Source organism: Bifidobacterium sp. A11, assembly GCF_000499185.1.
Lineage (GTDB): Bacteria > Actinomycetota > Actinomycetes > Actinomycetales > Bifidobacteriaceae > Bombiscardovia > Bombiscardovia mizhiensis.
Window position 1 is genome coordinate 56,994 of sequence record NZ_AWUO01000007.1, and the last position, 20,947, is coordinate 77,940.

General features: G+C 59.0%; 18 protein-coding genes. 9 read left to right on the top strand and 9 right to left on the bottom strand.

Annotated features, from left to right (window positions below; genetic code table 11):
• Positions 1-5 precede the first annotated feature (5 nt).
• On the top strand, positions 6-1,409 hold the full coding sequence (locus P273_RS0106370; protein WP_034524927.1) for an MFS transporter: 1,404 nt from the start codon (positions 6-8) through the stop codon (positions 1,407-1,409).
• A gap of 30 nt (positions 1,410-1,439) precedes the next feature.
• Here P273_RS0106370 and P273_RS0106375 read toward each other — a convergent pair whose 3' ends face one another.
• Complete coding sequence (locus P273_RS0106375) at positions 1,440-2,456, bottom strand: YdcF family protein (RefSeq protein WP_024627627.1); 1,017 nt, start codon at positions 2,454-2,456, stop codon at positions 1,440-1,442.
• 356 nt (positions 2,457-2,812) lie between these two features.
• Between P273_RS0106375 and P273_RS0106380 the strand changes: the two genes are divergently transcribed.
• The 3 genes from P273_RS0106380 to P273_RS0106390 are packed head-to-tail and all read left to right on the top strand — an operon-like array spanning position 2,813 to position 5,834.
• Complete coding sequence (locus tag P273_RS0106380; RefSeq protein ID WP_024627628.1) at positions 2,813-3,631, top strand: (Fe-S)-binding protein; 819 nt, start codon at positions 2,813-2,815, stop codon at positions 3,629-3,631.
• Positions 3,628-5,133, top strand: coding sequence for a LutB/LldF family L-lactate oxidation iron-sulfur protein (locus tag P273_RS0106385; RefSeq protein WP_081709296.1), 1,506 nt, complete (start codon positions 3,628-3,630; stop codon positions 5,131-5,133). The genes P273_RS0106380 and P273_RS0106385 overlap by 4 nt, the downstream gene beginning before the upstream one ends.
• Positions 5,130-5,834: a lactate utilization protein C gene (locus tag P273_RS0106390; RefSeq protein WP_024627630.1), complete on the top strand. Its 705-nt coding sequence runs from the start codon at positions 5,130-5,132 to the stop codon at positions 5,832-5,834. The genes P273_RS0106385 and P273_RS0106390 overlap by 4 nt, the downstream gene beginning before the upstream one ends.
• A 105-nt stretch (positions 5,835-5,939) precedes the next feature.
• Here the strand turns inward: P273_RS0106390 and rimM are convergent, their stop codons facing one another.
• The 5 genes from rimM to P273_RS0106415 form a co-directional block, all read right to left on the bottom strand.
• Positions 5,940-6,545: a ribosome maturation factor RimM gene (gene rimM / locus P273_RS0106395; RefSeq protein ID WP_024627631.1), complete on the bottom strand. Its 606-nt coding sequence runs from the start codon at positions 6,543-6,545 to the stop codon at positions 5,940-5,942.
• Complete coding sequence (locus P273_RS0106400; protein WP_015021362.1) at positions 6,542-6,775, bottom strand: RNA-binding protein; 234 nt, start codon at positions 6,773-6,775, stop codon at positions 6,542-6,544. The genes rimM and P273_RS0106400 overlap by 4 nt, the downstream gene beginning before the upstream one ends.
• 35 nt (positions 6,776-6,810) lie before the next feature.
• Entirely contained in the window at positions 6,811-7,242 is a 432-nt protein-coding gene (rpsP, locus tag P273_RS0106405; RefSeq protein WP_024627632.1) for a 30S ribosomal protein S16, read from the bottom strand.
• Positions 7,243-7,458: 216 nt separating this feature from the next.
• Positions 7,459-9,774 (bottom strand): glycoside hydrolase family 31 protein, encoded by a 2,316-nt coding sequence (locus tag P273_RS0106410; protein ID WP_024627633.1) that lies wholly within the window; start codon positions 9,772-9,774, stop codon positions 7,459-7,461.
• Positions 9,775-9,802: 28 nt separating this feature from the next.
• Positions 9,803-11,182, bottom strand: a complete 1,380-nt coding sequence (locus P273_RS0106415) for an SLC45 family MFS transporter (protein ID WP_216476361.1) — start codon at positions 11,180-11,182, stop codon at positions 9,803-9,805.
• A 159-nt stretch (positions 11,183-11,341) separates the two neighbouring features.
• Here P273_RS0106415 and P273_RS0106420 point away from each other — a divergent pair, with 159 nt between their 5' ends.
• Positions 11,342-12,364, top strand: a complete 1,023-nt coding sequence (locus P273_RS0106420; RefSeq protein ID WP_034524932.1) for a LacI family DNA-binding transcriptional regulator — start codon at positions 11,342-11,344, stop codon at positions 12,362-12,364.
• A 14-nt stretch (positions 12,365-12,378) separates the two neighbouring features.
• Here the strand turns inward: P273_RS0106420 and P273_RS0106425 are convergent, their stop codons facing one another.
• Positions 12,379-13,356 carry an endonuclease/exonuclease/phosphatase family protein gene (locus P273_RS0106425; RefSeq protein ID WP_172637255.1) on the bottom strand — a complete coding sequence of 326 codons (978 nt, stop codon included), beginning with the start codon at positions 13,354-13,356 and terminating at the stop codon, positions 12,379-12,381.
• Between the two features lie 123 nt (positions 13,357-13,479).
• Complete coding sequence (gene ffh, locus P273_RS0106430; protein WP_029676245.1) at positions 13,480-15,096, bottom strand: signal recognition particle protein; 1,617 nt, start codon at positions 15,094-15,096, stop codon at positions 13,480-13,482.
• Between the two features lie 412 nt (positions 15,097-15,508).
• On the opposite strand from ffh, the gene P273_RS0106435 reads away from it, so the two are divergent.
• The 4 genes from P273_RS0106435 (at position 15,509) to P273_RS0106450 (ending at position 19,912) form a co-directional block, all read left to right on the top strand.
• A complete protein-coding gene (locus tag P273_RS0106435; protein WP_024627638.1) occupies positions 15,509-16,819 on the top strand; it encodes an ABC transporter substrate-binding protein in 1,311 nt (436 codons plus the stop codon).
• 31 nt (positions 16,820-16,850) lie between these two features.
• On the top strand, positions 16,851-17,786 hold the full coding sequence (locus tag P273_RS0106440) for a carbohydrate ABC transporter permease (protein WP_024627639.1): 936 nt from the start codon (positions 16,851-16,853) through the stop codon (positions 17,784-17,786).
• Between the two features lie 20 nt (positions 17,787-17,806).
• A complete protein-coding gene (locus P273_RS0106445; RefSeq protein WP_024627640.1) occupies positions 17,807-18,688 on the top strand; it encodes a carbohydrate ABC transporter permease in 882 nt (293 codons plus the stop codon).
• 93 nt (positions 18,689-18,781) lie between these two features.
• Positions 18,782-19,912 (top strand): glycoside hydrolase family 172 protein, encoded by a 1,131-nt coding sequence (locus tag P273_RS0106450; protein ID WP_024627641.1) that lies wholly within the window; start codon positions 18,782-18,784, stop codon positions 19,910-19,912.
• Between the two features lie 23 nt (positions 19,913-19,935).
• On the opposite strand, the gene P273_RS0106455 is transcribed toward P273_RS0106450, so the two are convergent.
• Positions 19,936-20,946 (bottom strand): LacI family DNA-binding transcriptional regulator, encoded by a 1,011-nt coding sequence (locus P273_RS0106455; protein WP_024627642.1) that lies wholly within the window; start codon positions 20,944-20,946, stop codon positions 19,936-19,938.
• Between the last annotated feature and the right edge of the window lies 1 nt (position 20,947).

The following is a 20,947-nucleotide window of genomic DNA, read 5'->3' on the forward strand; positions in this document are numbered from 1 at the left end:
GGTCCATGGTCGACCATGTTGATAAGAGAACAAAACTGTTGATTACCGGCACTGCCGGGCTCGCCTTCTGCGGGGTCCTTTTGGAGACCTCGCTGAACGTCACCTTTCCGGAGATGACCCGGTACTTCAGCACCGGGCTGGGCACGGTCCAATGGCTGACCACCGGCTATCTGCTGGTAGTGGCTCTGACGGTTCTGGCCGCCGCCTGGCTGGAGCACTCATTTACGACTCGTACATTGATTCTGGCCAGCGTGGGAATATTCCTGGGCAGCGACCTGATGTGCATTCTTGCTCCAAGCTTTCCTGTCCTTATGGCGGGACGCCTCCTGCAGGGCATCAGCACTGGTATCGCCCTTCCTTTAGTGTTCTCTCTGATTATGAGGAAGGTTCCTCTTCACATCCAGGGTCGATACGTGGGCAGCGCCGGCATGGCGGTGGCTCTGGCGCCCTCCCTGGGCCCGACCTTTGGTGGATCTGTTATCCAGGCCTTATCCTGGCGAGCCATCTTTCTGATCGTGCTGCCTATAGAGCTGATCTTCGGGGTCATAGCAATCATCTCAGTAGACAGGGAGAGCGCCCATGTCGGACCCTTCGCCTGGCTCCAGTTCCTTCTTCTAGGTATTTTCCTGACCGGTCTGACCATGGGGCTGAGCACCCTGGATGTTCATGGTCCTATCACCTGGCTGTCCCTGTTCATCGGTGTTCTGGCCCTGGTTGCAGGGATGTGGACCCTTACGCATCAGCGCACCAGGCTGATCAACATCGTGGTCTTCCGGAACCGTACCTTCACCCTTGCCCTGATCCTCTACTTCCTGGTCCAGTTCGTTCAGATTGGCCTGACGTTCATCCTGCCCAACATGGCCCAATCCGTCCTGGGAGAGACCTCTACCGTCGCCGGCCTGCTTCTGCTGCCGGGGAGCCTGCTCTCTGCACTCTGCCAGCCCGTCACAGGCGGCTATCTGGATGGCCATGGCCTGCGTGGACTGCTCGCTGTGGGAAGCACTGCCTTCTTCCTTTCGGCCTTAGGCTTCCTGGTCCTCAGCCGGCACTTGTCCGTCCCCCTGATGGTGCTTCTCTATGCCTGCTATATGGTCGGTCAGGCTTGCGTCTTCAACAACCTGCTCACGGTTGGACTGCAGCATATCCCACCCAAACTGGTGCCTGACGGCAACGCACTCTTCAACACCCTTCAGCAGTATTCAGGCGCCGCCTCGACCGGCGTGCTGGCCGCCATCATCACGGGCATGCCCAAGGCCAGAGGGATTCATGCCGGCGCTCAGGCCTTCCAGTTCGGAGCCGTTTGGGCTTTCGTTTTCGTCTTGCTCATCGTCCTGGTCATCCTCCTGGTGGCCTGGTTCCTGGAGCACAGCCTGGCCAGTCAGGATAAGGGTGCGGTTCAGGTTGTATGACCTCTGATTCCTTCTGGAAGGCCCGTGGTTTTAATTCAGCAATGAGATACCGACCCAGACGGCCCAGCCTAGTGCAAGGACCAGGTAGGGCCACCAGTGCATGCGGGTGATGGCTACGAACTCCCGGATGAAAGCAGTCGGCCAGTAGTAGCCCTTGGTGTGTGAGCCGATCCCGTCGGCATTCAGTCCCACCTTGCTGGCGTATTCGCTGGCCCGGAAGACGTGGTAGTCGCTGGTGACCAGGGCCACCCGGTAATGCTCAGGCCCGGTGCCCATCTCGTAGCGGTCATCCAGGATCTGCTTGGAGTAACGCAGGTTCTCCAGGGTTGTGGTCGACCTGTCCTCCATGATGATGGCCTCGGCTGGCACTCCACAGGAGTTGCGTAAATACTGAGCCATGGCCCTTGCCTCGCTGATGACCTCGTCGGGGCCTTGCCCGCCGGAGACCACGAAGCGCCCCAGGCGTCCCTGCCGCTTCCAGAGGTCTACAGCCTTGTCCAGCCGTCCCCGGAGCAGAGGCGTGGGTTCTTCGCCGCGCAGACCTGCTCCGTGGATGATGATGTAGTCGTAGCGACGCTTGCGGGGCAGCAGCCTGTAAAAGCTGGAATAGAGCAGCAGGGCCAGGAAGGAGAAGAAGAACCAAGTGGCTTCCAGGTCGATCAGCCCAGCCAGCTTCTGCAACCATGAGGGAGCGCCAAACCCTGCTAGGAGGGGCGAAAGAATCATGTAGGCCACCACGGCCAGTGCCAGCAGTCCAGGCAACAGAGTGGTCAGGGAGATCCCCTCGTGTCGGATGACGATGACCGTGTTGGCAAGCAGGAAGCAGATCACCAGCAGGGGAGAGGCAATGAGCAGGATGACCAGGGGCAGGATCAGCCAGCGCATCCCGAACTGCAGAAGAAGCGCTCCGCCCAGGGTCAGCAGCAGGAGCAGGAACCAGATGGCATTGCGGAACTGCCGTGGCTCCTTGTGCAGGTCCCAGAGGAAGAGCAGGCCGAAGATGATGGCGGGTGCATAGAGCAGGAGGAGCTGGAAGTAGTTGGTCATGCCGTGATTCCCCTTCCCGAGGACGAACTGGCAGGGTTGTATTCCACTGTAGCGAATGGATGAGTCGCCGCTCGTCCTTGACATGCCACCGCTTCCCAGCCTGCCGTGGTAGCATATATGTGGTAAATCTCACACGTTCAAAAGCTGAGGGTGGGCGATTCCCGACGGTGCGAATTCCAGGTCGAGACCATGATAATGATGGGTCCTTTCAGGATTGCACATCGGTGTCCGCATGGGCGTGGTCGATCGCAAGGCAGCGATGCGTTGGAAGGATTAGGGGTTCAAGTGATGTTGGGTTTCTCTGCGATCCGGAGATGGTTCGGACCTGGCGTGCAAGGCTGTAGAGAGGTGTGGTAATGAAAGTAGTAATATTCTCCACCTGCGTGGTGGACCTCATGTTTCCAAACGTGGGGAAGGCCATGGTGGAAGTGTTGGAGCGGTTCGGCTGCGACACCTACCTTCCAAAGGAGCAGATCTGCTGCGCCCAGCCCACCTTCAACAGCGGGTATGTCAAGGAGAGCATGCAGGTCATGCGCAACGAGGTCGATGCCCTGCTGAGCGTAGATGCCGATTACATCGTGGGTCCGGCGGGCTCCTGCGTGAATATGCTCAAGGAGCTGCCCTTCCATCTCAAGAACGACCCGGTCTATGCCGCCAAGGCTCAGACCATGGCTGACAAGACCTATGAGTTTTCGCAGTTCCTCTATCGTGTGCTGGGTGTGCTGGATGCGGGCGCCGAACTCAACGCCGTAGCCACCTACCATCGTTCCTGCCACATGACACGGCTACTTGGGGAGCGGACCAGCCCATTCGTTCTGCTTGACCACGTCAAGGGTCTGACCATGGTTCCCCTGCCGCATATCGAGAATTGCTGCGGGTTCGGCGGCATGTTCTCCATGAAGGAGCCTGAGATCTCCAAGCAGATGGTGGACGAGAAAGTCAATGACGTGCTCAGCACCAAGGCCAGCGTCCTCATCTCCTGCGATCCAGGCTGCCTGATGAACATCGGCGGCCGTTTCAATCGGCGTGGCGAGAAGATCACCATCATGCATCTGGCTGAGGTGCTCAATCACAACGTGGACATGAGCCGCGTCAAGTATGTAGAAGGCCGCTCTGCTGGCGATGGGGCCGTGGGTTCCGTCAGGGCTGCCAAGGAAGAGGGGGCTTTGGTATGAGCAGCATGGTCAATGGCAAGAAGGCCGCACAATATCTGCGGACCAGCAAGGCTCCCTTCCTGACCAGGGTCAAAGAGTCCGAGCAAGACCAATTCGCTCAACAGGCAGTGGCCAAGGCCCAGGATGCGCAGTGGGTCAAGCGTGAGGCCGCCCGCCAGGAACTGGGCAACTGGGAACAGTGGCGCGACCTTGGCGAGCAGATTCGCCAGCACGTCATCCGCTACCTGCCTGACTACCTGGAGGAGTTCTCCGACAACGTGGAGAAACGCGGTGGTCATGTCTTCTTCGCTCAGACCGACGATGAGGCTGCCCAGTACATCAAGCAGATCGCCATCGAGAAGAAGGCCAAGCACGTCGTCAAGAGCAAGTCCATGGTGACCAGTGAGATCAACTTGGATCCTACGCTGATGACGGTGCCCGGCCTGGAGGTGCTGGAGACCGACCTGGCCGAGTTCATCCTGGAAGAGGACGACTGGGACCAGCCCACCCATCTGGTCTTCCCTGCCTTGCACAAGAACCGCGAACAGGTTCGTCAGGTTTTCGAGAAGAAGCTGGGTTACAAGGGCGACAACGACCCTCAGCACATGGCTCGCTTCTCGCGCAAGGTTCTGCGCAAGCACTTCCTCGAGGCCGACATGGGCATCACCGGCTGCAACTTCGCTGTGGCTGACACGGGCATGATCAACCTGGTGACCAACGAGGGCAACGCCGACCTGGCCATGTGCATTCCCAAGACCCAGGTGGTGGTCATGGGCATGGAGCGTCTGGTGCCGACCATGAAAGAGGCCGAGACCATGGACAACATGCTGGCCCGGTCCGCTGTCGGCCAGAAGCTGACCTCCTATCTGACCTACACTGCGCCGCGCACCGGCCAGGAGTCGGACGGACCGGACGATGTCTATGTGGTCATTCTGGACAATGGGCGCTCCAACGCTCTGGGAACGGTTTTCGAGCCCATTCTCCAGTGCATTCGTTGCGCCTCCTGCTTGAACGTCTGCCCAATTTACCGGCACATCGGCGGTCACGGCTACGGATCCATCTATCCCGGTCCTGTGGGCTCGGTGCTTTCGCCGGTGCTAGACGGTGGCTACGACGACTTCGGGGACCTGCCCTACGCCTGCAGCCTATGCGCGGCATGCACGGCCACCTGCCCGGTCAAGATCCCCCTGCATCAGCTTATGATTGAGCACAGGCGGATCATGATGGATGATCAGTCCCAGGCCAATCTGATCGACGACACAGTCATGAGGGTCATGGGCCTGGGCACCGGCCATTCCTCGCTCTTCCGCACCGCCCTAGGGGTGGATCACACCATGCTGACGCCCATATCCAAGAAGCAGCCGGAGACAGCCAAGAACCTCTTCGCCAGTGATCGGCACGTGGAATGGATGCCCTTCGTCTTCGGCGGATGGACCAAGGTTCGTGATCTGCCGGATCCGCCCAAGCACGGGCAGAACTTCCGCAGTTGGTTCGCTCATCACAAGAAGGAGCAGCAGGCATGACCGATCGTGAGGTATTCCTGGATTACCTGGCCAAGAAGAGCGGACGGCCCCGCCACCAGCTCAAGGATCATCCTCTGGTGCCGGTCAACGATCTGCCGGAGACCACCCTGTCTGGCCACACCCAGGATGAGCTGCTGGAGATCGCCCGGAAGAGCAGCGAGGCTGTCCATGTGGACTTCCGCACCTGCACCAAGGCTGGCCTGCCCACTGCTCTGGATGAGTTCATCGATTCACGCAAGGATGACAGTGACCATGTGATGCTGCCCACCTCCGACCTGTTCGCAGACTTCGGACTGGAGGAGTGGAGGGACGGCCTGAACCCGCCCGCTACTTTTTGGAAGCCGGGAGCCAGCCGCGAAGAGAACATCAAGACCGCCGACGAGTCCGGTACGGCCATCGCCTTTGCGGACTTCCTGTTGGCCGAGTCCGGCACCATCACCGTGGCTACCACCCCGGGTCAGGGTCGTGCCTTCCACTTCCTGCCGGTGCACTATCTGAGCATCATCCGCAAATCGAAGATCCTACCTCGTACTCGGCAGGCCATGGACTACTATGATCCAGCACTGGTCTCGGGCGAGCTCAAGACCTCCAACATCAACTTCATCACCGGCCCCTCCAACACGGGTGACATCGAGATGGTGATCGTGGTGGGCGTACATGGCCCCCTGGATATGACATATCTGGTGGTCGAAGACATGTAGCTCAATAAGATTTCCTGCTTAGGCAGGCGCATTCCCGTAAGTGGGGAGTCAGCGGCTCGAAAAGGGGCGTTGACTCCCCACTTACGGTTTTGTTGAAAGATGGACTCAGCCCAGACCGGGCAGAAGTCCTCCAGGCGGATCGATGGCCACGTACCCGTTTTCAATGTCGACTTGGGGCACCAGGGCTTCGACAAAGGGTATCAGCCCTTCCGCATCGTCGTCGCTTTCTTCAGTAGTCATGCGGATCTGCAGCTGCTGCTGGGCTACACCGTCCAGCACGTCGCTGACTTGGCCGACCACTCGTCCGGCAGGCTCACCCAGTGAGTTGCCTGGGGCCATGCGAACCTCGAGCCCGATCAGATCCTCGGGGTACCAGGCATCCTCCTGTGCCAGCTCCTCGGCTGGATCAGCCTGGACATACAGTTCGATGCCGTTCAGTGCTTCGGAGGCGTTCCTGTCTTCCACCCCTTTGAAGAGGACAATCCAACGCTGTTTGAAGCGGCGGGAGGAGGCTACCGTGAAAACCTGTCCGTCCTTGGTTTGTAACTGGGAACCTGGGGCGAATCGCCGCTCAGGCTCGTCGGTGTAAGCATATACGTTGACCTCGCCCTTGAGTCCCTGGGCGCGGCCGATACGGCAGACCCTCAGCAACCTTGGCTGCTGAGGGTCCGGACCCTGCGGGTCGTGATTGGTGGACCGGCTGGGGCTCACCGGCGCACGTCCATGATGTCGACGCGCACCTTGTGGTCGGCAAGTGCCTGGATTACGGTGCGGATGGCGTTGGCGGTCCTGCCGCCCCTGCCGATCACACGGCCGATATCCTCGGGGTTGACCCGCACCCTCAAAAGCTCTCCGCGAGAGTTCTCGTGGGACTTGACCGACACGTCATCGGGAAAGTCCACGATGTTTCTGATCAGGTGCTCAACGGCCTGTGCAAGCATGTTAGCCGGTCCTTCCAATCCTTGATGAATGTGCCTTACTCAGCTGCCTGCTCGGCCTTGGGAGCTTCCTTCTCCGCCTGAGCCTTGGCCTTGGCATCAGCCTCGGACTTGGCGGCCTTGAGCTTCTGGGCTTCGTTCTGTGCCTGCTCGATGCGAGCCTGGGCGTCCACCTCGGCCTGCGGCACCTTAAGGGTGCCCTCCTTGCCGGGCAGATCCTTGAACTTCTGCCAGTCGCCGGTGATCTTCAGAAGGTTGAAGACAGGGTCGCTGGGCTGAGCGCCCACACCCAGCCAGTACTGGGCGCGCTCGGAGTCGATCTTGATTGAAGAGGGCTGGGTGTTGGGATCGTAGGTGCCGATCTCCTCAATGACCTTGCCATCGCGCTTCTTGCGGGAATCGACCACGACCACGCGGTAGAAGGGGTAGAACTTCTTGCCCATTCTCTTCAGACGAATTCTGGTTGCCAAAACGGCTCTCCTTGGTACTTGGTGTGCCCGGCGACGTCTCCATGTGGGGCATGGTGGCGCTCCTGGCGTGTTCCTCATGGCCGTCGGAATGAGAGGGCTCCTCCGGACATGAATAACAGCAAAAGTATACCTCAACCTTAGGATTAAGGGTCTGCTGTGGCATACGCCCCAACAGGCCCTTGGTTCGGTTTTGCTCCAACCAGTTTTGACCGAGGTCTAAGCTTCGGTCTCCCTGTAGACCGGGGCCTGGCTCTTGTCATCCAGGCTTAGGGTCAGGGTTTGTTCAGGCAGAACCAGGTGGATCCTTCGATAGAGAGGCTTGAATCCATGATGGGGTACAGTAACCGAGCACTGACCCTGGTTATCCATATGGATCTGATAGAGGTTGTAGGCCCCCTGCTCGTAGTCGAAGCTGTATCCGTCATCCTGGTAGTGGGTGTAGTCGCCATGCTGGCCGAAGAGCCTGAACGTCATGGACTCCTCGGGCTGGTCGTCCATATGCTCCACCAGTCGACCCCAAGGTAGCATGGAGTCGGCCCTGACAAAGATGGGCAGCTGGTCCAGAGGAGCCTCAACCAAAATATCTCGGTGGCCACCGAAAGTGACCATGGTGCGTAGATCCACCCAGTCGCCCTCGGGCAGATAGACCATTCGGGAGACCTGCCCTTGCTCTACCACGGGTGCTACCAGAACTTGGTCGCCGATCATGTATTCGTCGTTCAAGTTCCGTGTGCGCGCATCCTCCGGGTAATTCAGGACCAGGGGACGCATAACCGGCAGGCCATCGTTCATTTGCTTGGCGAAGCAATCGTAGAGGTAGGGGATGAAGCGATATCGCAGATGCAGGAAGTGTCGGTAGATGTCCAAGACCTCGGGGCCAAAGACCCAAGGTTCCTGGTCTCGTGCCTGGAGGGCGGAATGGTTGCGCAGAAGCGGGCTGAAAATGCCTGCTTCGATCCATCGAGTCAGCAGCTCCGGGGTCGTATCGGCGCTGAATCCACCGATGTCGGCCCCGGCGAAGCTGAATCCGCTCATCCCCATATTGCAGAGCTGAGGGATTGACATCTGCAGATGTGGCCAGAGGCTTTGGTTGTCTCCGGTCCAGACCGTCGCATACTTCTGCGTTCCCGCGTAGGCCGCGCGTGTGATGACGTAGGGCCGTCTGCCGGTGGCTTTTTTCAGGCCCTGATAGGTGGCCTTGGCCATGTTGTGGCCGTAGACATTGTTCATCCTGGCAAGATCGGACTGCTGATCTTCATCGCTGAAGACAGTGTCCTCCGGTATCTCTCCGTCGAATACGGCGGGTTCGTTCATGTCTGTCCAGATGCCGGCTGCCCCGCTGTCAACCAGGAAACGGCAATGCCCGGCCCACCAGTCGCGGACCTCAGGTCGGCCAAAGTCAGGGAATACGGACTTGCCGGGCCAGACCCTGTTGACATAGACGCTACCGTCCGGGTTGGTTGCGAAGTATCCCTTATCCAGACCCTCCTGATAGATCGGGTAGTCGGGATCCTCTTTGACTCCAGGATCCAGGATGGGAATGACCCTAACTCCCCGTTTTTTCATATCCGCCAGGAACCCGACGGGATCCTTGAAGATGCTCTTGTTCCAGGTGAAGACGCGGTAGCCGTCCATGTAGTCGATGTCGAAGTGGACGGCTTCCAGGGGGAGGTGATACTTGGCAAAGGTGTCGACGATCTGCTCCACCCGGTCCTGGCTCATGCTGTAGCCCCAACGAGACTGCTGATAGCCCAGCATCCAACGCTGGGGGAGAGGGACCCGACCGGTCAGATAGGTGTAGTTGGAGACTACCTCCTTCAAGGAGGATCCGCCCAGTATGTAATAGTCCAGGTTTCCGTCGACGGCCGAGTAGAAGTAGTAGTCGGCGTTCTCCCTGCCCAGGTCAAGATGGCTCCGGTAGGTGTTGTCGAAGAAGATACCCCAAGGGTGGCCTTTTTTCAGTCCGAAGAGGACCGGGACGGACTTATAGAGATTGGTGAAGGTTTCGATGTGCGGTCGTGGCTCATCATAATTCCAGTTGTCATATTGATAGGACCGCTTGTTCAGATACCCGGTCTTGTCGCCCAGTCCGTAGAATTGCTCGTCCGGATCCAAGACCTTGACTACCTGGTAGTAGTGATCCTCAGTCTGGCTCACGCCGGAAACTTCGTGGCCTTCGGCCCGCATGATGCTCTGGTGGGCGGCATCAATCGTCTTAGCGATGGGACGTCTCTTGCCGCGGTAGTCCAGGATCAACGGATTGCCTTGAGCGTCGAAGACGTCTAAGAGCAGGTCAGGTCCGACCTTGACGGTCAGTTGTTCCGTAGACAGTTCCAGATGGTCGTTGACCTCTTTCAGATCGAAGGGAGTCTCTACCTTCTTTTCGCCTTCGATGGCATAGGAGTTGGTGTGGCGTCCCCGGTCCTGAAAGACGCGGATGATTTGGTCCGTCAGCACGGTCAGGATCAATGCTCCCTGGTCGGAACTCAGGGTGATGGTCTGATCTTTCGCGGTGTAATGCAGGTTCGTCATGGCAGACGTATTCCTTTCGTAAAGTTTCTTAAGCCTCGTTGGATTCGGGTTTCCGGCTCTTGATGATGTCCATCAGGGCTGCGCCAATCAGCCAGGAGATGCCTCCGATCAGGAGCATGGTCGGCATCGATCTGCCTACCAGCGGGAAGATCGCGAAGCTGCTGACCGATGCGATTATCTGCGGCAGGCAGATGAAGATGTTGAAGAGTCCCATGTAGGCTCCATCATTGGCCCCGTCGGTTTCCGTAGTGAAAATAGCGAAAGGTTCGGCATGCATGGTCAGGAAGCAGATGCCGATCAGTGTAAAGGAGCCGATCAGGGCGTACTGGTTGTGAGTGAAAGCGGTCCAGATCATTCCCAGGCCGCCGCAGAGCAGTCCAATCCGGTACCAGAACTTGCGCTTGTACTGGCTGGTCCTGGACAGAACCAGGAATCCGTAGATGATGCCCACGATGGACTGGACGAAGGTGAGGATGCCATACCAATTGCCGGCGGCCTGGAATCCAGCTGAGGAAGAGTCGGCGGTGTACCAGACGTTTTGAGCTATGGCTCCGGTGGTGTAGGTCCAGAGGTACTGGACACCGAAGTAGGCGAAGAACTGGATGACTGCAACCTGCCAGAAAGTGCTGGGGGCCTCCTTGAGAAGTGTCCAGTAGGACTTCTGAGGCTTCTTCTCCTCATATTCGAAGTTGTGGTATTGGGCATAGGTCTTAGGATCGTATTCTTTGACCGAGAGGATGGTGTAGATGGAGGTGGCCAGAAGGACAGCCGCGGCGATGTAGAAGGAGAGTCGCACAGACATGGGGACCACTCCCTTCTTATCGATGTTGGCTATACCCAGTCCGGTCAGGAGGAAGGGGCAGAGGTTGGCCAGAACGCCTCCCAGATTGCTGAAGGACTGTTGCCAGGACCAGGCCTGGTCCTTCTGTTTCTCGTTCACCATGTCGCCGATGATCATGCGGAAGGGTTGCATGCAGGCGTTGTTGGACAAATCCATAAGGACGATGGCTGCTGCCCCGAAGCATAGAGCAGTCAGGGATCCGTAACCGAATCCGAAGGAACCGGAATTTGGCAGCAGGACCATGACGATGGCAGCCAGGGGAGCGGCCCAGAGCAGGATAGGCATCCGGCGGCCGAACCGTGGAGACCAGTGGCCGTCGGAAAAGCGTCCCAGAATTGGTTGAATGATCATTCCGATCAGGGGCGGCAGTATGAAAAAGAATCCAAGCTTGCTGGGGTCGGCACCCAGAGTCTGGAATATGCGACTCATCTGCGAGGTCTGCAGGGAGAAGGCCATGTTGACGCCGCAGTAGCCGAAAGTAATGGCGAACATGGTCTTCATGGTGATATCCGGTAGCGAATGCCGTTTCTTGATAGAGGCATCACTCGTCATTTGAGGTGCGCTCAAGGTATCTCCTTTGATCTTTTGTAAACAATTACTGTAAACGTTTACGGTATGAGTATACAGCTTTGTTCATCTCTTATCATGCCCGGGCGTGTGGCTATGATGGCCGATGACGTAGAAACTGGGCCCGGCATGGGCTCGCCAGAAGGAAAGATGGAGGTCATGGCTGAAGCTTCCAGAGTGACCTTAAAGGACATAGCACAGCGGTTGGGGCTGTCGACGGCCACTGTTTCTCGTTCCCTTTCCGACACCGGTGAACACAGGGATCAGACCGTACGTTTGGTCAAGGAGACCGCCAAGGAGATGGGGTATATCCGCAACACAGCAGCGGCCGACCTCGTACAGGGTAAGAGCCATGCTTTGGCTGTCATCCTCTCCAACACCAAGACCAATTTCGATTCTTCAATCATCGAGGGGATCGAACAATCAGCTGCGGAACGGAACCTGGATGTTCTGATCCTGCATGCGGGCAACGCTGATCTGCAAGCTCAGCGGCGGGCCATCACCACTGCTGTAGAGCGTGCTGTCAGAGGAATTATTCTGGTCTCCCTCGAGCTCCAGGAGTCATTGATAGCCACCATAGAACAGGTGGGGATGGACTGCATATCACTCTCATCCTTCGTGGGTGGTGGACGGCTGCCCTGTATTACTTCAGATGACTATCAGATGGGGTATAAGGCCACGCAGTTTTTGATTGACCAGGGTCACCGACGGATCGGGCTGGCTGGCATTCCTCAACATGGGTCAATAACTCTGCGTATCAGTGGGTACCGGCAGTGTCTGGAGGACAACAGCATTCCTTATAGGGAAAGTCTGGTTTTCCGTGGGGGATGTCTGTACCAGGATGGGATAGCCGCCATGAAGCACTGTCTAAAGTCGAAAGAACAGATCACTGCCCTTATCGGTGCCAGCGACCTGGTGGCTATGGGTGCCATCAATCAGGCTAGGGACCAGGGGTTGGATGTGCCCGGTGACGTGAGCGTCATGAGCTTTGACGGAACGGACATTGTAGATATGGTCAGGCCCACCATAACCAGCGTTACTCAGGCCTTTCACCGTATGGGGGTGGAAGGGGTCAAGGCCCTTCTGTCCGCAGACAAGCCGAGTTCGCGTTTTCTGCCTTTCAGGGTAATCAGTAGACAGTCCACCGGACCAGGCCCTTACCTGCATGGTGATCCTAAGTGAGCAGCCCCTGCTCCTCACAGACGCAGTTGAGCCAAAAGGCCACAGTGGTCGGTGTGCGGGACTTTAATCACCTTCATCGATTCGACCCTGATGCCCTGGCTGACCAGGATATGGTCGATTTCGATCAGTGGTGGCAGAAGTGCCTGGCAATGCGGAAAGGTCGGGTGCGGCCCGCAGCCTAGAAAAAGGGAGGCATCACGCAACCTGCCGGAGTGCAGCATGGCACGAAAGGTGGGATGGTGCAGGTTGGCGTTGCAGTCGCCCATGATGATGGTAAAAGCAGGCGATTCCACGTCTGGGACGGCCGTCATCTTTTCGCCGTTCAATAGAGCCAGACGCCTGATGCCTAGGCCCCATTGTCTGGCGCCGCGTTGGGGCGACTTCGGATGGACTGAAGCCACCCGGACAATTCCAGCTAGGGTATGCAAATGCATTAGTGGGACGGCTGACGCTTCCAAATCAAGGCCTGCCGGTTGAGACCAAATGGGCTCCTGACGAGAGAAGAGGGCGTTCCTTCCGCCATTGTCATTCTGGGTCTGTGGTCCCTCCACCAGGTATGGCATGATCCGCCTCATCCCTGCTTTCTGAAGATGGGTCAGCAGCGTCGAGTTCACCTCCTGCAGGGCTAAAACGTCAACATCATGGCTTTGAACCTGCTTCATGATGGACTGTGCATCTGCCATGCCATAGCGGCAGTTTAGCGTCATGACTTTCAGGCTGAGCGCAGGATCAGTTATATCCCGACTGAACTGATGCGATTCGTGAATGTCCGCATCAGCCTCTGCTTGATTCCTTGTATCAAGCAGCTTATTTCTGTGCCCCGAGCCTATGGGAGAAGGCAAATGAAATCTGTATTGAAGTCTCCACAAGGTGACCAGGGCCAGCTCAATCAGGGCCAGGGCGGACTGTGGCCAGGCCTGGATCACAATGGCGCAGACCAAGATGGCCAACAGGGGAACGGCCAACAGGTCGATCAGAGCGATCAGCTCCACCAGAGGGCGATGCCAGTCAGCTCCGGCAGGCAGGAAGCGCAGAGCCATCCATAAGGCGATGAGCCCCAGGAGAATCCAGAGAAGGGTGTTCACGTGCCATTGTCTCCTGCAGGAGGGAGGGGTTTAGCGGCCGCCGAAGAGACCGCCCAGTCCGCCGCCAAGATTGGGGGGCAGGTCCGGCAGGCCTTCAGGCATCTGCGGAGTCTCCGGGCGCTTTGCGAAGGCGGAGCCGCCGGAGGATTTGCCCTTGCCGGACAGGCGCTCGCGTAAAGCCTTCTCTTCGGCCTCACGCTTCATGGGATTGCCTGAACGGGAACCCTTGCGGCCTTTCTTGCCCTTTTTGCCCTTCTTGCCGCCGCCAGCGCCCATGCCGCCCATGCCTGGGATCGAGCGGCTGCCATTGGTCATGCGCTTCATCATCTTGGCCGCTTGCTCGAACCGCTGCAGCAGGCCGTTGACAGCCGAGACTGTAGTGCCGGCGCCATAGGCGATTCGGGCCCGTCGTGAGCCGTCGATGATGCTGGGGTCGCGTCGTTCCTGAGGAGTCATCGACTGGATGATGGCCTGCGTTCGATCCACTTCCTTCTCATCGAACTGTTCAAGTTCCTTGCGGTGCTGGGCCATGCCCGGGATCATGCCCAGGATGCTCTTGAAGGAGCCCAGCTTGCGAACCTGCTGGAGCTGCTCCAGAAAGTCGTCCAGACCGAAGCTGCCCTCAGACATCTTCCCGGCGGCCTTGCGGGCCTCCTCCTCGTCGAACTGGCGCTGCGCCTGCTCGATCAAGGTCAGGATGTCGCCCATGTCCAGAATGCGGGAGGCCATACGGTCGGGGTGGAAGACCTCGAAGTCCTTGAGGCCCTCGCCGTTGGAGTCGAAGAGGATGGGCTTGCCAGTCACCGAGGCCACCGACAGGGCCGCGCCGCCGCGCGCATCGCCGTCCAGCTTGGACAGGACCACGCCGGTGAAGTCAACACCTTGGTCGAAGGCTTTGGCTGTGGCGACCGCGTCCTGGCCGATCATGGCATCGATGACGAAGAGGATCTCGTCGGGGTGGACGGCATCGCGGATATTGCGGGCCTGCTCCATCAGCTCCTGATCCACGCCCAGCCGACCGGCCGTATCGATAATGACCACATCGTAGAGCTTGTCTTTAGCTACCCTTATTGAGTCGGCCGCCACCTTGACCGGATCGCCCGTGACCTGCCCCGGGGCCGCCAGCTCGGATCCGCTGGTCTGCACGCCCGGCTCGGGGGCGTAGACCGGTACTTCTGCGCGTTCACCGACAACCTGGAGCTGGGTGACCGCATTGGGCCGCTGCAGGTCGGCCGCCACCAGCAGGGGGGTGTGACCGGCATCCTTGAGCCAGTAGCCCAGCTTGCCGGCCAACGTGGTCTTGCCGGCACCCTGCAGGCCAGCCAGCATGATGACCGTGGGCGGGTTCTTGGCGAAATTGAGCGGCCGGTCCACTCCCGCGCCCAGGATGTCAGTCAGTTCGTCGTAGACGATGGAGACCACCTGCTGGGCTGGGTTCAGAGCCTTGGAGACCTCCTCGCCCAGGGCACGTTCCCGGATGCGTCCGGTAAAGGATCGCACCACATCCAGGGAGACATCGGCATCCAGGAGGGCGCGGCGGATCTCGCGGATTGTGCCGTCGATATCGGCCTCGGTCAGCTTCCCCTTGGAACGCAGATGGGTGAAGGCCTGGGAGAGCCGATCGGTCAAAGATGAAAATGCTGCCATAATGCCCCAAGTCTACCTGTCAGCCGGGAGATTGGCCGGTTGCTCCGTAAGGCCCGTGCCCAGAGCCGACCAAACAAACATAGGCAGTTCAGAAGAATTCGATATTGCTGGGCTAACAGTTGTAGTGCTTTTACCCTTGAGAAGTTCGGGAACATTGATTGAACATCGGTATGTGGATCATGACGAGGGGAGCGAGAGGATCTGAGTAGCTACACAAAAGAAAGACATGAGTCCACTTTGTGTCTTCTTGACATGATCCCCGACTGGCTTCTATACTGAGTCGAAACGATTCGATATCTTGAGTGCATCGACGGAGATGGTTTGAGCCCTGCAATACACCCGAAGTCGAAACCTTTCGACATATTGAATCGCTATAGATGGATGCAAGGATGCAAGGAAGTTAGGAGCCATCATGAAGATCAGAAAAGGGATCGGGGCGGCCCTGGCCCTGGCCATGTCGATCCTGCCGCTGGCGGCCTGCGGATCGGGGGGTGATGCTCCCCAGGAAGCCCACCCGTCCAGCATCAAGATCTGGTACTACGAGGAGCCCAGCAGCGGTCAGGCCCGGGGTTGGCTGAAGGCTGCCGATATCTTTACCCGACAGACTGGCATCAAGGTGGATTTCGAGGTTAAGTCTTTCACTCAGATCGCCCAGAATGGCAGCCAGTTCCTCAACTCGGACGACGCCCCGGATGTCATGGAGTCCAATCGCGGCAACGGTTCGGCCGGGGTCCTGTCCACCCTGCAGCTGCTGACCGACCTGAAGCCCTATGTGCAGAAGTACGGCTGGGACAAGAAGGTGCGTGGCCAGGCAGCAGCAGTGGGCAAGTACGACAAGCGTGGCGTCATGGACGGGAACACTTGGTACGGGGTTTCCTCCTACGCGGAAATGCAGCGGGTCTACTACAACAAGGACCTCTTTGCCAAGTACAAGATCCCCATTCCGCAAACCTTTGACCAGTTCGTGGCTGCCCTCAAAGCCTTCAAGAGCCACGGGGTCACGCCCATAGCGGCCGATGCCCAGGAGTACGGGGTGCTTTGGCTCTGGTGGCAGCTGGCCATGACCAAGGCCGATGCCCAATTCGTTGACGACTGGCAACTCTACAAGCATCCAGTCAACTGGCGCAGCAAGCCGCTGACCTTCGCCACCAACACCATCCGCGACTGGATCGACAAGGGTTATATCTCCAAGAACGCCACCGGCATGAAGGCCGAGGATACGACCACAGCATTCATCAAGGGGACCTATCCCATCTACCAGACCGGCACCTGGAACCAGACCCGCTTCATGGAGCAGGTGAAGGCCTTCGACTGGACGGCATCCATCTTCCCAGGGGCCAAGATGGTCGAGGGCTGCGCGGGCAACCTGCTGGTCATCCCGCAGAAGTCACGGCACAAGGATGCCGCAGCCCGCTATATCAACGTGGTCCTGTCCAAAGAGGTTCAGAACTACATCGGCAACAAGGGCGGCGTGCCAGTGGCGGCCGATACGGCAGCCATCACCAACCCCAAGAGTCGTGACCTGGTCAATGAATACACCAAAGCCTCGGACGCCAGCCGGATGAGTTACTATCCCGACTACCCTGCGCCCAACTTGACCGACGCCATGCCGGCCGCCTTCCAAGAGCTGGTCAACGGCACCAAGAGCCCCGACCAGGTTCTGGACACTCTGCATAAGAACTACGACGACGGTGTCGCCCAGCTCGATCTGGATGACGACTGAGCTGCGTCAATCCGCCAAGGAGAGTAGAAGCATGTCTGACACACATAGCAGGAAGAAGGCGCAGTCCCGCATCCCGGGCAGTGCGCCCTCGCGGTTCGTCCCTTATCTGATTCCCGGTCTGATAGGCATCGTGGCTATCGTCATCGTGCCCATCTTTTGGAACATCTACCTGAGCTTCACACGTTGGAGGGGAGTGGGGCCGACCAAATGGGTTGGTCTGCGCAACTGGCGACGGCTCATGGGCGACTCGACCTTCTGGGTTTCCTTTGGGCACACCCTCTGGATCATCGTGGCCATCGTCATCATTCCCACCGTCCTGGGGCTGCTGATCTCTTCGGCCCTGACTGACGTGATCCAGAAGAAGTTCGGCCCCCACACCTCCTCGACCCTGCGGGCCCTCTACTACCTTCCCCAGGTTCTGCCTGTGGCCGTGGCCACCATCATCATGGGCTGGATCTTCCGGCCTGAAGACGGTGCGGTCAACGACCTGCTGACCAAGATCGGCCTGGGCGGATTGGCCCATAACTGGCTGGGTTCGACCACCACGGCCCTGCCCATCCTCATGGTCATCCTGATCTGGATCCAGCTGGGCTATCCCATCGTCATCTTCATGTCCGGACTGCAGCGGGTAGACCCCGAGCTCTACGAGGCCGCCAGCCTGGATGGGGCCAACTGGTGGCAGAAGTTCCGTGTCATCACCCTCCCCTCCATCATTCCCGAGCTGCTGGTGGTCATTCTCACCTCCACCATCGGTGCCCTGAAGACCTTCGCCCCGGTCTATCTGTTGACCAAGGGCGGGCCCGGGACCTCCACCATGGTTCCCTCCTACTACTCCTACAACCAGTTCTTCCAGGTGCAGCAGGTGGGTTACGGCGCCGCCATCTCGACATCCCTGACAGTGGTCATCGTCATCTTCTCCATCGTCTTCACCATCGTGCAAAAGCGCGTGCAAAAGAGCATCGCCTGAGGAAGGCTAGGAAGCACATCATGAATAATCAAGCCACACTGCAAGCTGACGCCCGGGTGTCCTCCCGGCACGCCCATAAAATCCGCACCTGGGGGGACTGGGCCGGTCTGATTCTGTTGATCGCCGGAGCCGTAATCATGCTCTTCCCCCTGCTGATTCTGGTCCTGAACGCCTTCAAGACCACTGCTGACTACAACGCCACAGGCCCCCTGTCCGTGCCTGCCCACTTCAGCATGGACGGCATCATCTCCTTCTGGAACAAGAGCAATTTCCCGCTCAAGCTGGGCAACTCTCTGCTGATCTCCCTGGTGGTCGCCGTGGTCGGGGTCCTGCTTTCGGTCCTCAATTCCTTCGCCTTGGGCATCGGCAGAGTCAAGGGCAACACGGTCATCCTCCTGTTCATCATGCTGGCTAACATGGTCCCCCAGGAGGCCCTGCTCTATCCGCTCTACGTCATGTTCAAGTGGATGGGCTTCTATAACTCCCAGTGGTCCATCATCATCATCTTCACCATCATCCAGAGCGCCTACGGTACCTATTTGCTCTCCTCGGTCTACGGGACCTTCCCCCAGGCCATCCTGGAGGCGGCCACCGTCGACGGAGCCTCGCGCTGGCAGATTCTGCGCAAGATCGTGCTGCCGGTGTCCTGGTCGACCATCAGCGTCCTCTTCGTCTTCTTCTTCATCTGGACCTGGAACGAATACATGATCCCCATGGCCTTCCTGATGAGCGAGAAAACGCAGACCATTCCGCTGGCCTTGGCAACCATGCAGGGGCAGCACACCATGGCTGCTACCGACCTGGCCTCTGCCTCCTTGCTCAGCATCATTCCAACCATCATCTTCTTCATCTTCTTCCAGCGGAAGCTCTCGCAGGGAATAGTGGCTGGCGCTGTCAAGTAAACCGCCGTTGACAAGTACACTGAACATGGCCGTCCGCTGCAAGAAGGCAGGGGAGGGGAGCGGACGGCCCGAATATGAAAGGCAACCACAACCATGGGTATGACCATGCCGAACATCACCAACGCTCTTGAGGCGCTGACCCGCCCATCCACAGACCGCACCCGCTGCATCAACGCCGAGAACCCTCGGGGAGGCAAGGGCAGGGCGGCCATGACCGCCAGCAATCTCGGTCCATCCAGAAAAGGGACCCCCTGCCTGAGGAACATTCCTCCCGGGCAGGACATGGTCCTGGCCGACCTGTCCGGTGCGGGCGAGATCCGTCACATCTGGATGACCGTTACCGATGCCACCTCGCCCACCGGGCCCAACGTCCTGCGCAATCTGATTCTGGAATGCTACTGGGATGGCGAGCAGACGCCCTCCGTCTGCGTGCCTTTGGGCGACTTCTTCTGCTGTGGCCACGCCCAGGCCTGCCGGGTGGAGTCCGTGCCTGTGGCCGTCTACCCGCGCCGGGGCTTCAACTGCTACTGGCCCATGCCCTTCCATGACGGGGCCAGGATCGTCCTGCGCAACCGCCACAACGAGCCCATCGAGGCCTTCTTCTACCAGATCGACTATGTGGAGAAGGATGAGCTGCCCAAGGAGGTCATGACCTTCCACGCCCAGTGGCGTCGTCAGCGGGTCACCGAACTGGGCCAGGACTACGTGATCCTGGACGGGGTGCATGGCCGGGGCTCCTACGTGGGCACCTATCTGGCTCTGACTGCCCTGGAGAGCCGCTGGTGGGGCGAGGGCGAGGTCAAGGTCTACCTTGACGGAGACAAGGACTATCCCACCTGGTGCTCCACAGGCAGTGAGGACTACTTCGGCGGCGCCTGGAGCTTTGCCGGGCAGGACGCGGATGGTCGCATGCACGAGGTCACCTACAGCGGGGCCTACATGGGATTTCCCTTCCACTCCAGGCAGTTGGACAACCGCGAATCCCAGTACTGGGATGCCGACACCCCGGTGACCAGGGGGTTCTACCGCTGGCACATCCCCGACCCCATTATTTTCGCCAGCGATATCAAAGTGACCCTGCAGCAGATAGGCGTGGACGAACAGGGCTACTTCGAGCGTCAGGACGACCTGGCCAGCGTGGCCTACTGGTACCAGCAGGAGCCCCACCAGCCCTTCCCGCAACATGTGCTGGAGACAGGAGAGCGGGATCGTCGGCCTCGCTGAGCGACTCTGGGGGCCTCCAGCTTCTACCGGCTGATGGAAGAGCGGTCGATCAGCCTTGGTCGCTCCAGTTGGACTCGACCGGCCAGGGAGGCTCCCTCCTCCACAGCCTGGGTCAGCAACTCCGCAGCCTTGGCACACAGTGAACGGGGTGTAAGGGGAATCTCAGAGATTCCTTGAAGCTCAAGAGTAGGGCTGACCTTGCCTGCAGCGCAGGACAGAACGGCCACGTCGTCGGGAATGCTCACGCCGTCCGAGCGCATGCGGATCACCACGGTGTCCAGCAGGGAGGGGCGGATCTGGCCAATCAGGCCATCGATGTGGCCGTGATGGATGACATCCAGCACCTGCTGGGTGTAGGCCAGATCGCTGCCGGTAGGTCCCGGCTGAAGCTGCAGATCCATGCCCAGGCGGCGGGCCCAGGTCTTGAGACTGCGTAGCAGGATAAGGCGGAAACCAGACCCACGCCGGTATTCGCCCTCCAGATCCTCCAGAAAGAGCAGGCGTTTGCGTCCCGCTCGGGCCATGGCTTCCACCGCCATGCGGCCCATCAGATCAAAGTCCAAATCCACACAAGCGCAGGCCGCGTGCTGCCGAGGCACTCCCAGGGCCACGCAGGGGCGTCTGTATGAGGCGGCCTGGGCGGCACGGATATCATCGTCCACCAGATCCATCAGGACCACCCCGTCTGCCAGATTGCTACGGGTGACCCGTCGGATATCTTCGACGCCGTTCTCAGCGGTCAGCAGCAGGGAGTCGTAGCCACGAGCATGCTCGCAGCTGGCCATCTCGATGAAGTAATCTGCGTAGGAGGCCCGGTTCTGCCCGGGGCGCAGCGGGGCGCTTAGGGCGACGATCTGATTGCGCTTGGCTCGCAGCATCCGGGCTCCGGCATCAGCGGCGTAGTCCAGTTCGTCAGCGGCCTGCATGATCCGCTGGTAGGTTTCCGGAGAGACGGGACGTTTACCGGAGAAGGCATAGGAGACTGTGCTGACCGAGACCCCGGCCCTTCTGGCGACGTCGCGTATGTCGGACATG

Excerpts from the sequence above, each read along its gene's own strand:
- P273_RS0106370 (WP_034524927.1), top strand. The coding sequence starts at position 6 with ATGGTCGACCATGTTGATAAGAGAACAAAACTGTTGATTACCGGCACT.
- P273_RS0106385 (WP_081709296.1), top strand. The coding sequence starts at position 3,628 with ATGAGCAGCATGGTCAATGGCAAGAAGGCCGCACAATATCTGCGGACC.
- ffh (WP_029676245.1), bottom strand. The coding sequence starts at position 15,096 with ATGGCAGCATTTTCATCTTTGACCGATCGGCTCTCCCAGGCCTTCACC.
- P273_RS0106380 (WP_024627628.1), top strand. The coding sequence starts at position 2,813 with ATGAAAGTAGTAATATTCTCCACCTGCGTGGTGGACCTCATGTTTCCA.
- P273_RS0106400 (WP_015021362.1), bottom strand. The coding sequence starts at position 6,775 with ATGCTTGCACAGGCCGTTGAGCACCTGATCAGAAACATCGTGGACTTT.
- P273_RS0106440 (WP_024627639.1), top strand. The coding sequence starts at position 16,851 with ATGTCTGACACACATAGCAGGAAGAAGGCGCAGTCCCGCATCCCGGGC.
- P273_RS0106455 (WP_024627642.1), bottom strand. The coding sequence starts at position 20,946 with ATGTCCGACATACGCGACGTCGCCAGAAGGGCCGGGGTCTCGGTCAGC.
- P273_RS0106375 (WP_024627627.1), bottom strand. The coding sequence starts at position 2,456 with ATGACCAACTACTTCCAGCTCCTCCTGCTCTATGCACCCGCCATCATC.
- P273_RS0106390 (WP_024627630.1), top strand. The coding sequence starts at position 5,130 with ATGACCGATCGTGAGGTATTCCTGGATTACCTGGCCAAGAAGAGCGGA.
- P273_RS0106445 (WP_024627640.1), top strand. The coding sequence starts at position 17,807 with ATGAATAATCAAGCCACACTGCAAGCTGACGCCCGGGTGTCCTCCCGG.
- P273_RS0106435 (WP_024627638.1), top strand. The coding sequence starts at position 15,509 with ATGAAGATCAGAAAAGGGATCGGGGCGGCCCTGGCCCTGGCCATGTCG.
- P273_RS0106410 (WP_024627633.1), bottom strand. The coding sequence starts at position 9,774 with ATGACGAACCTGCATTACACCGCGAAAGATCAGACCATCACCCTGAGT.
- P273_RS0106450 (WP_024627641.1), top strand. The coding sequence starts at position 18,782 with ATGGGTATGACCATGCCGAACATCACCAACGCTCTTGAGGCGCTGACC.
- P273_RS0106420 (WP_034524932.1), top strand. The coding sequence starts at position 11,342 with ATGGCTGAAGCTTCCAGAGTGACCTTAAAGGACATAGCACAGCGGTTG.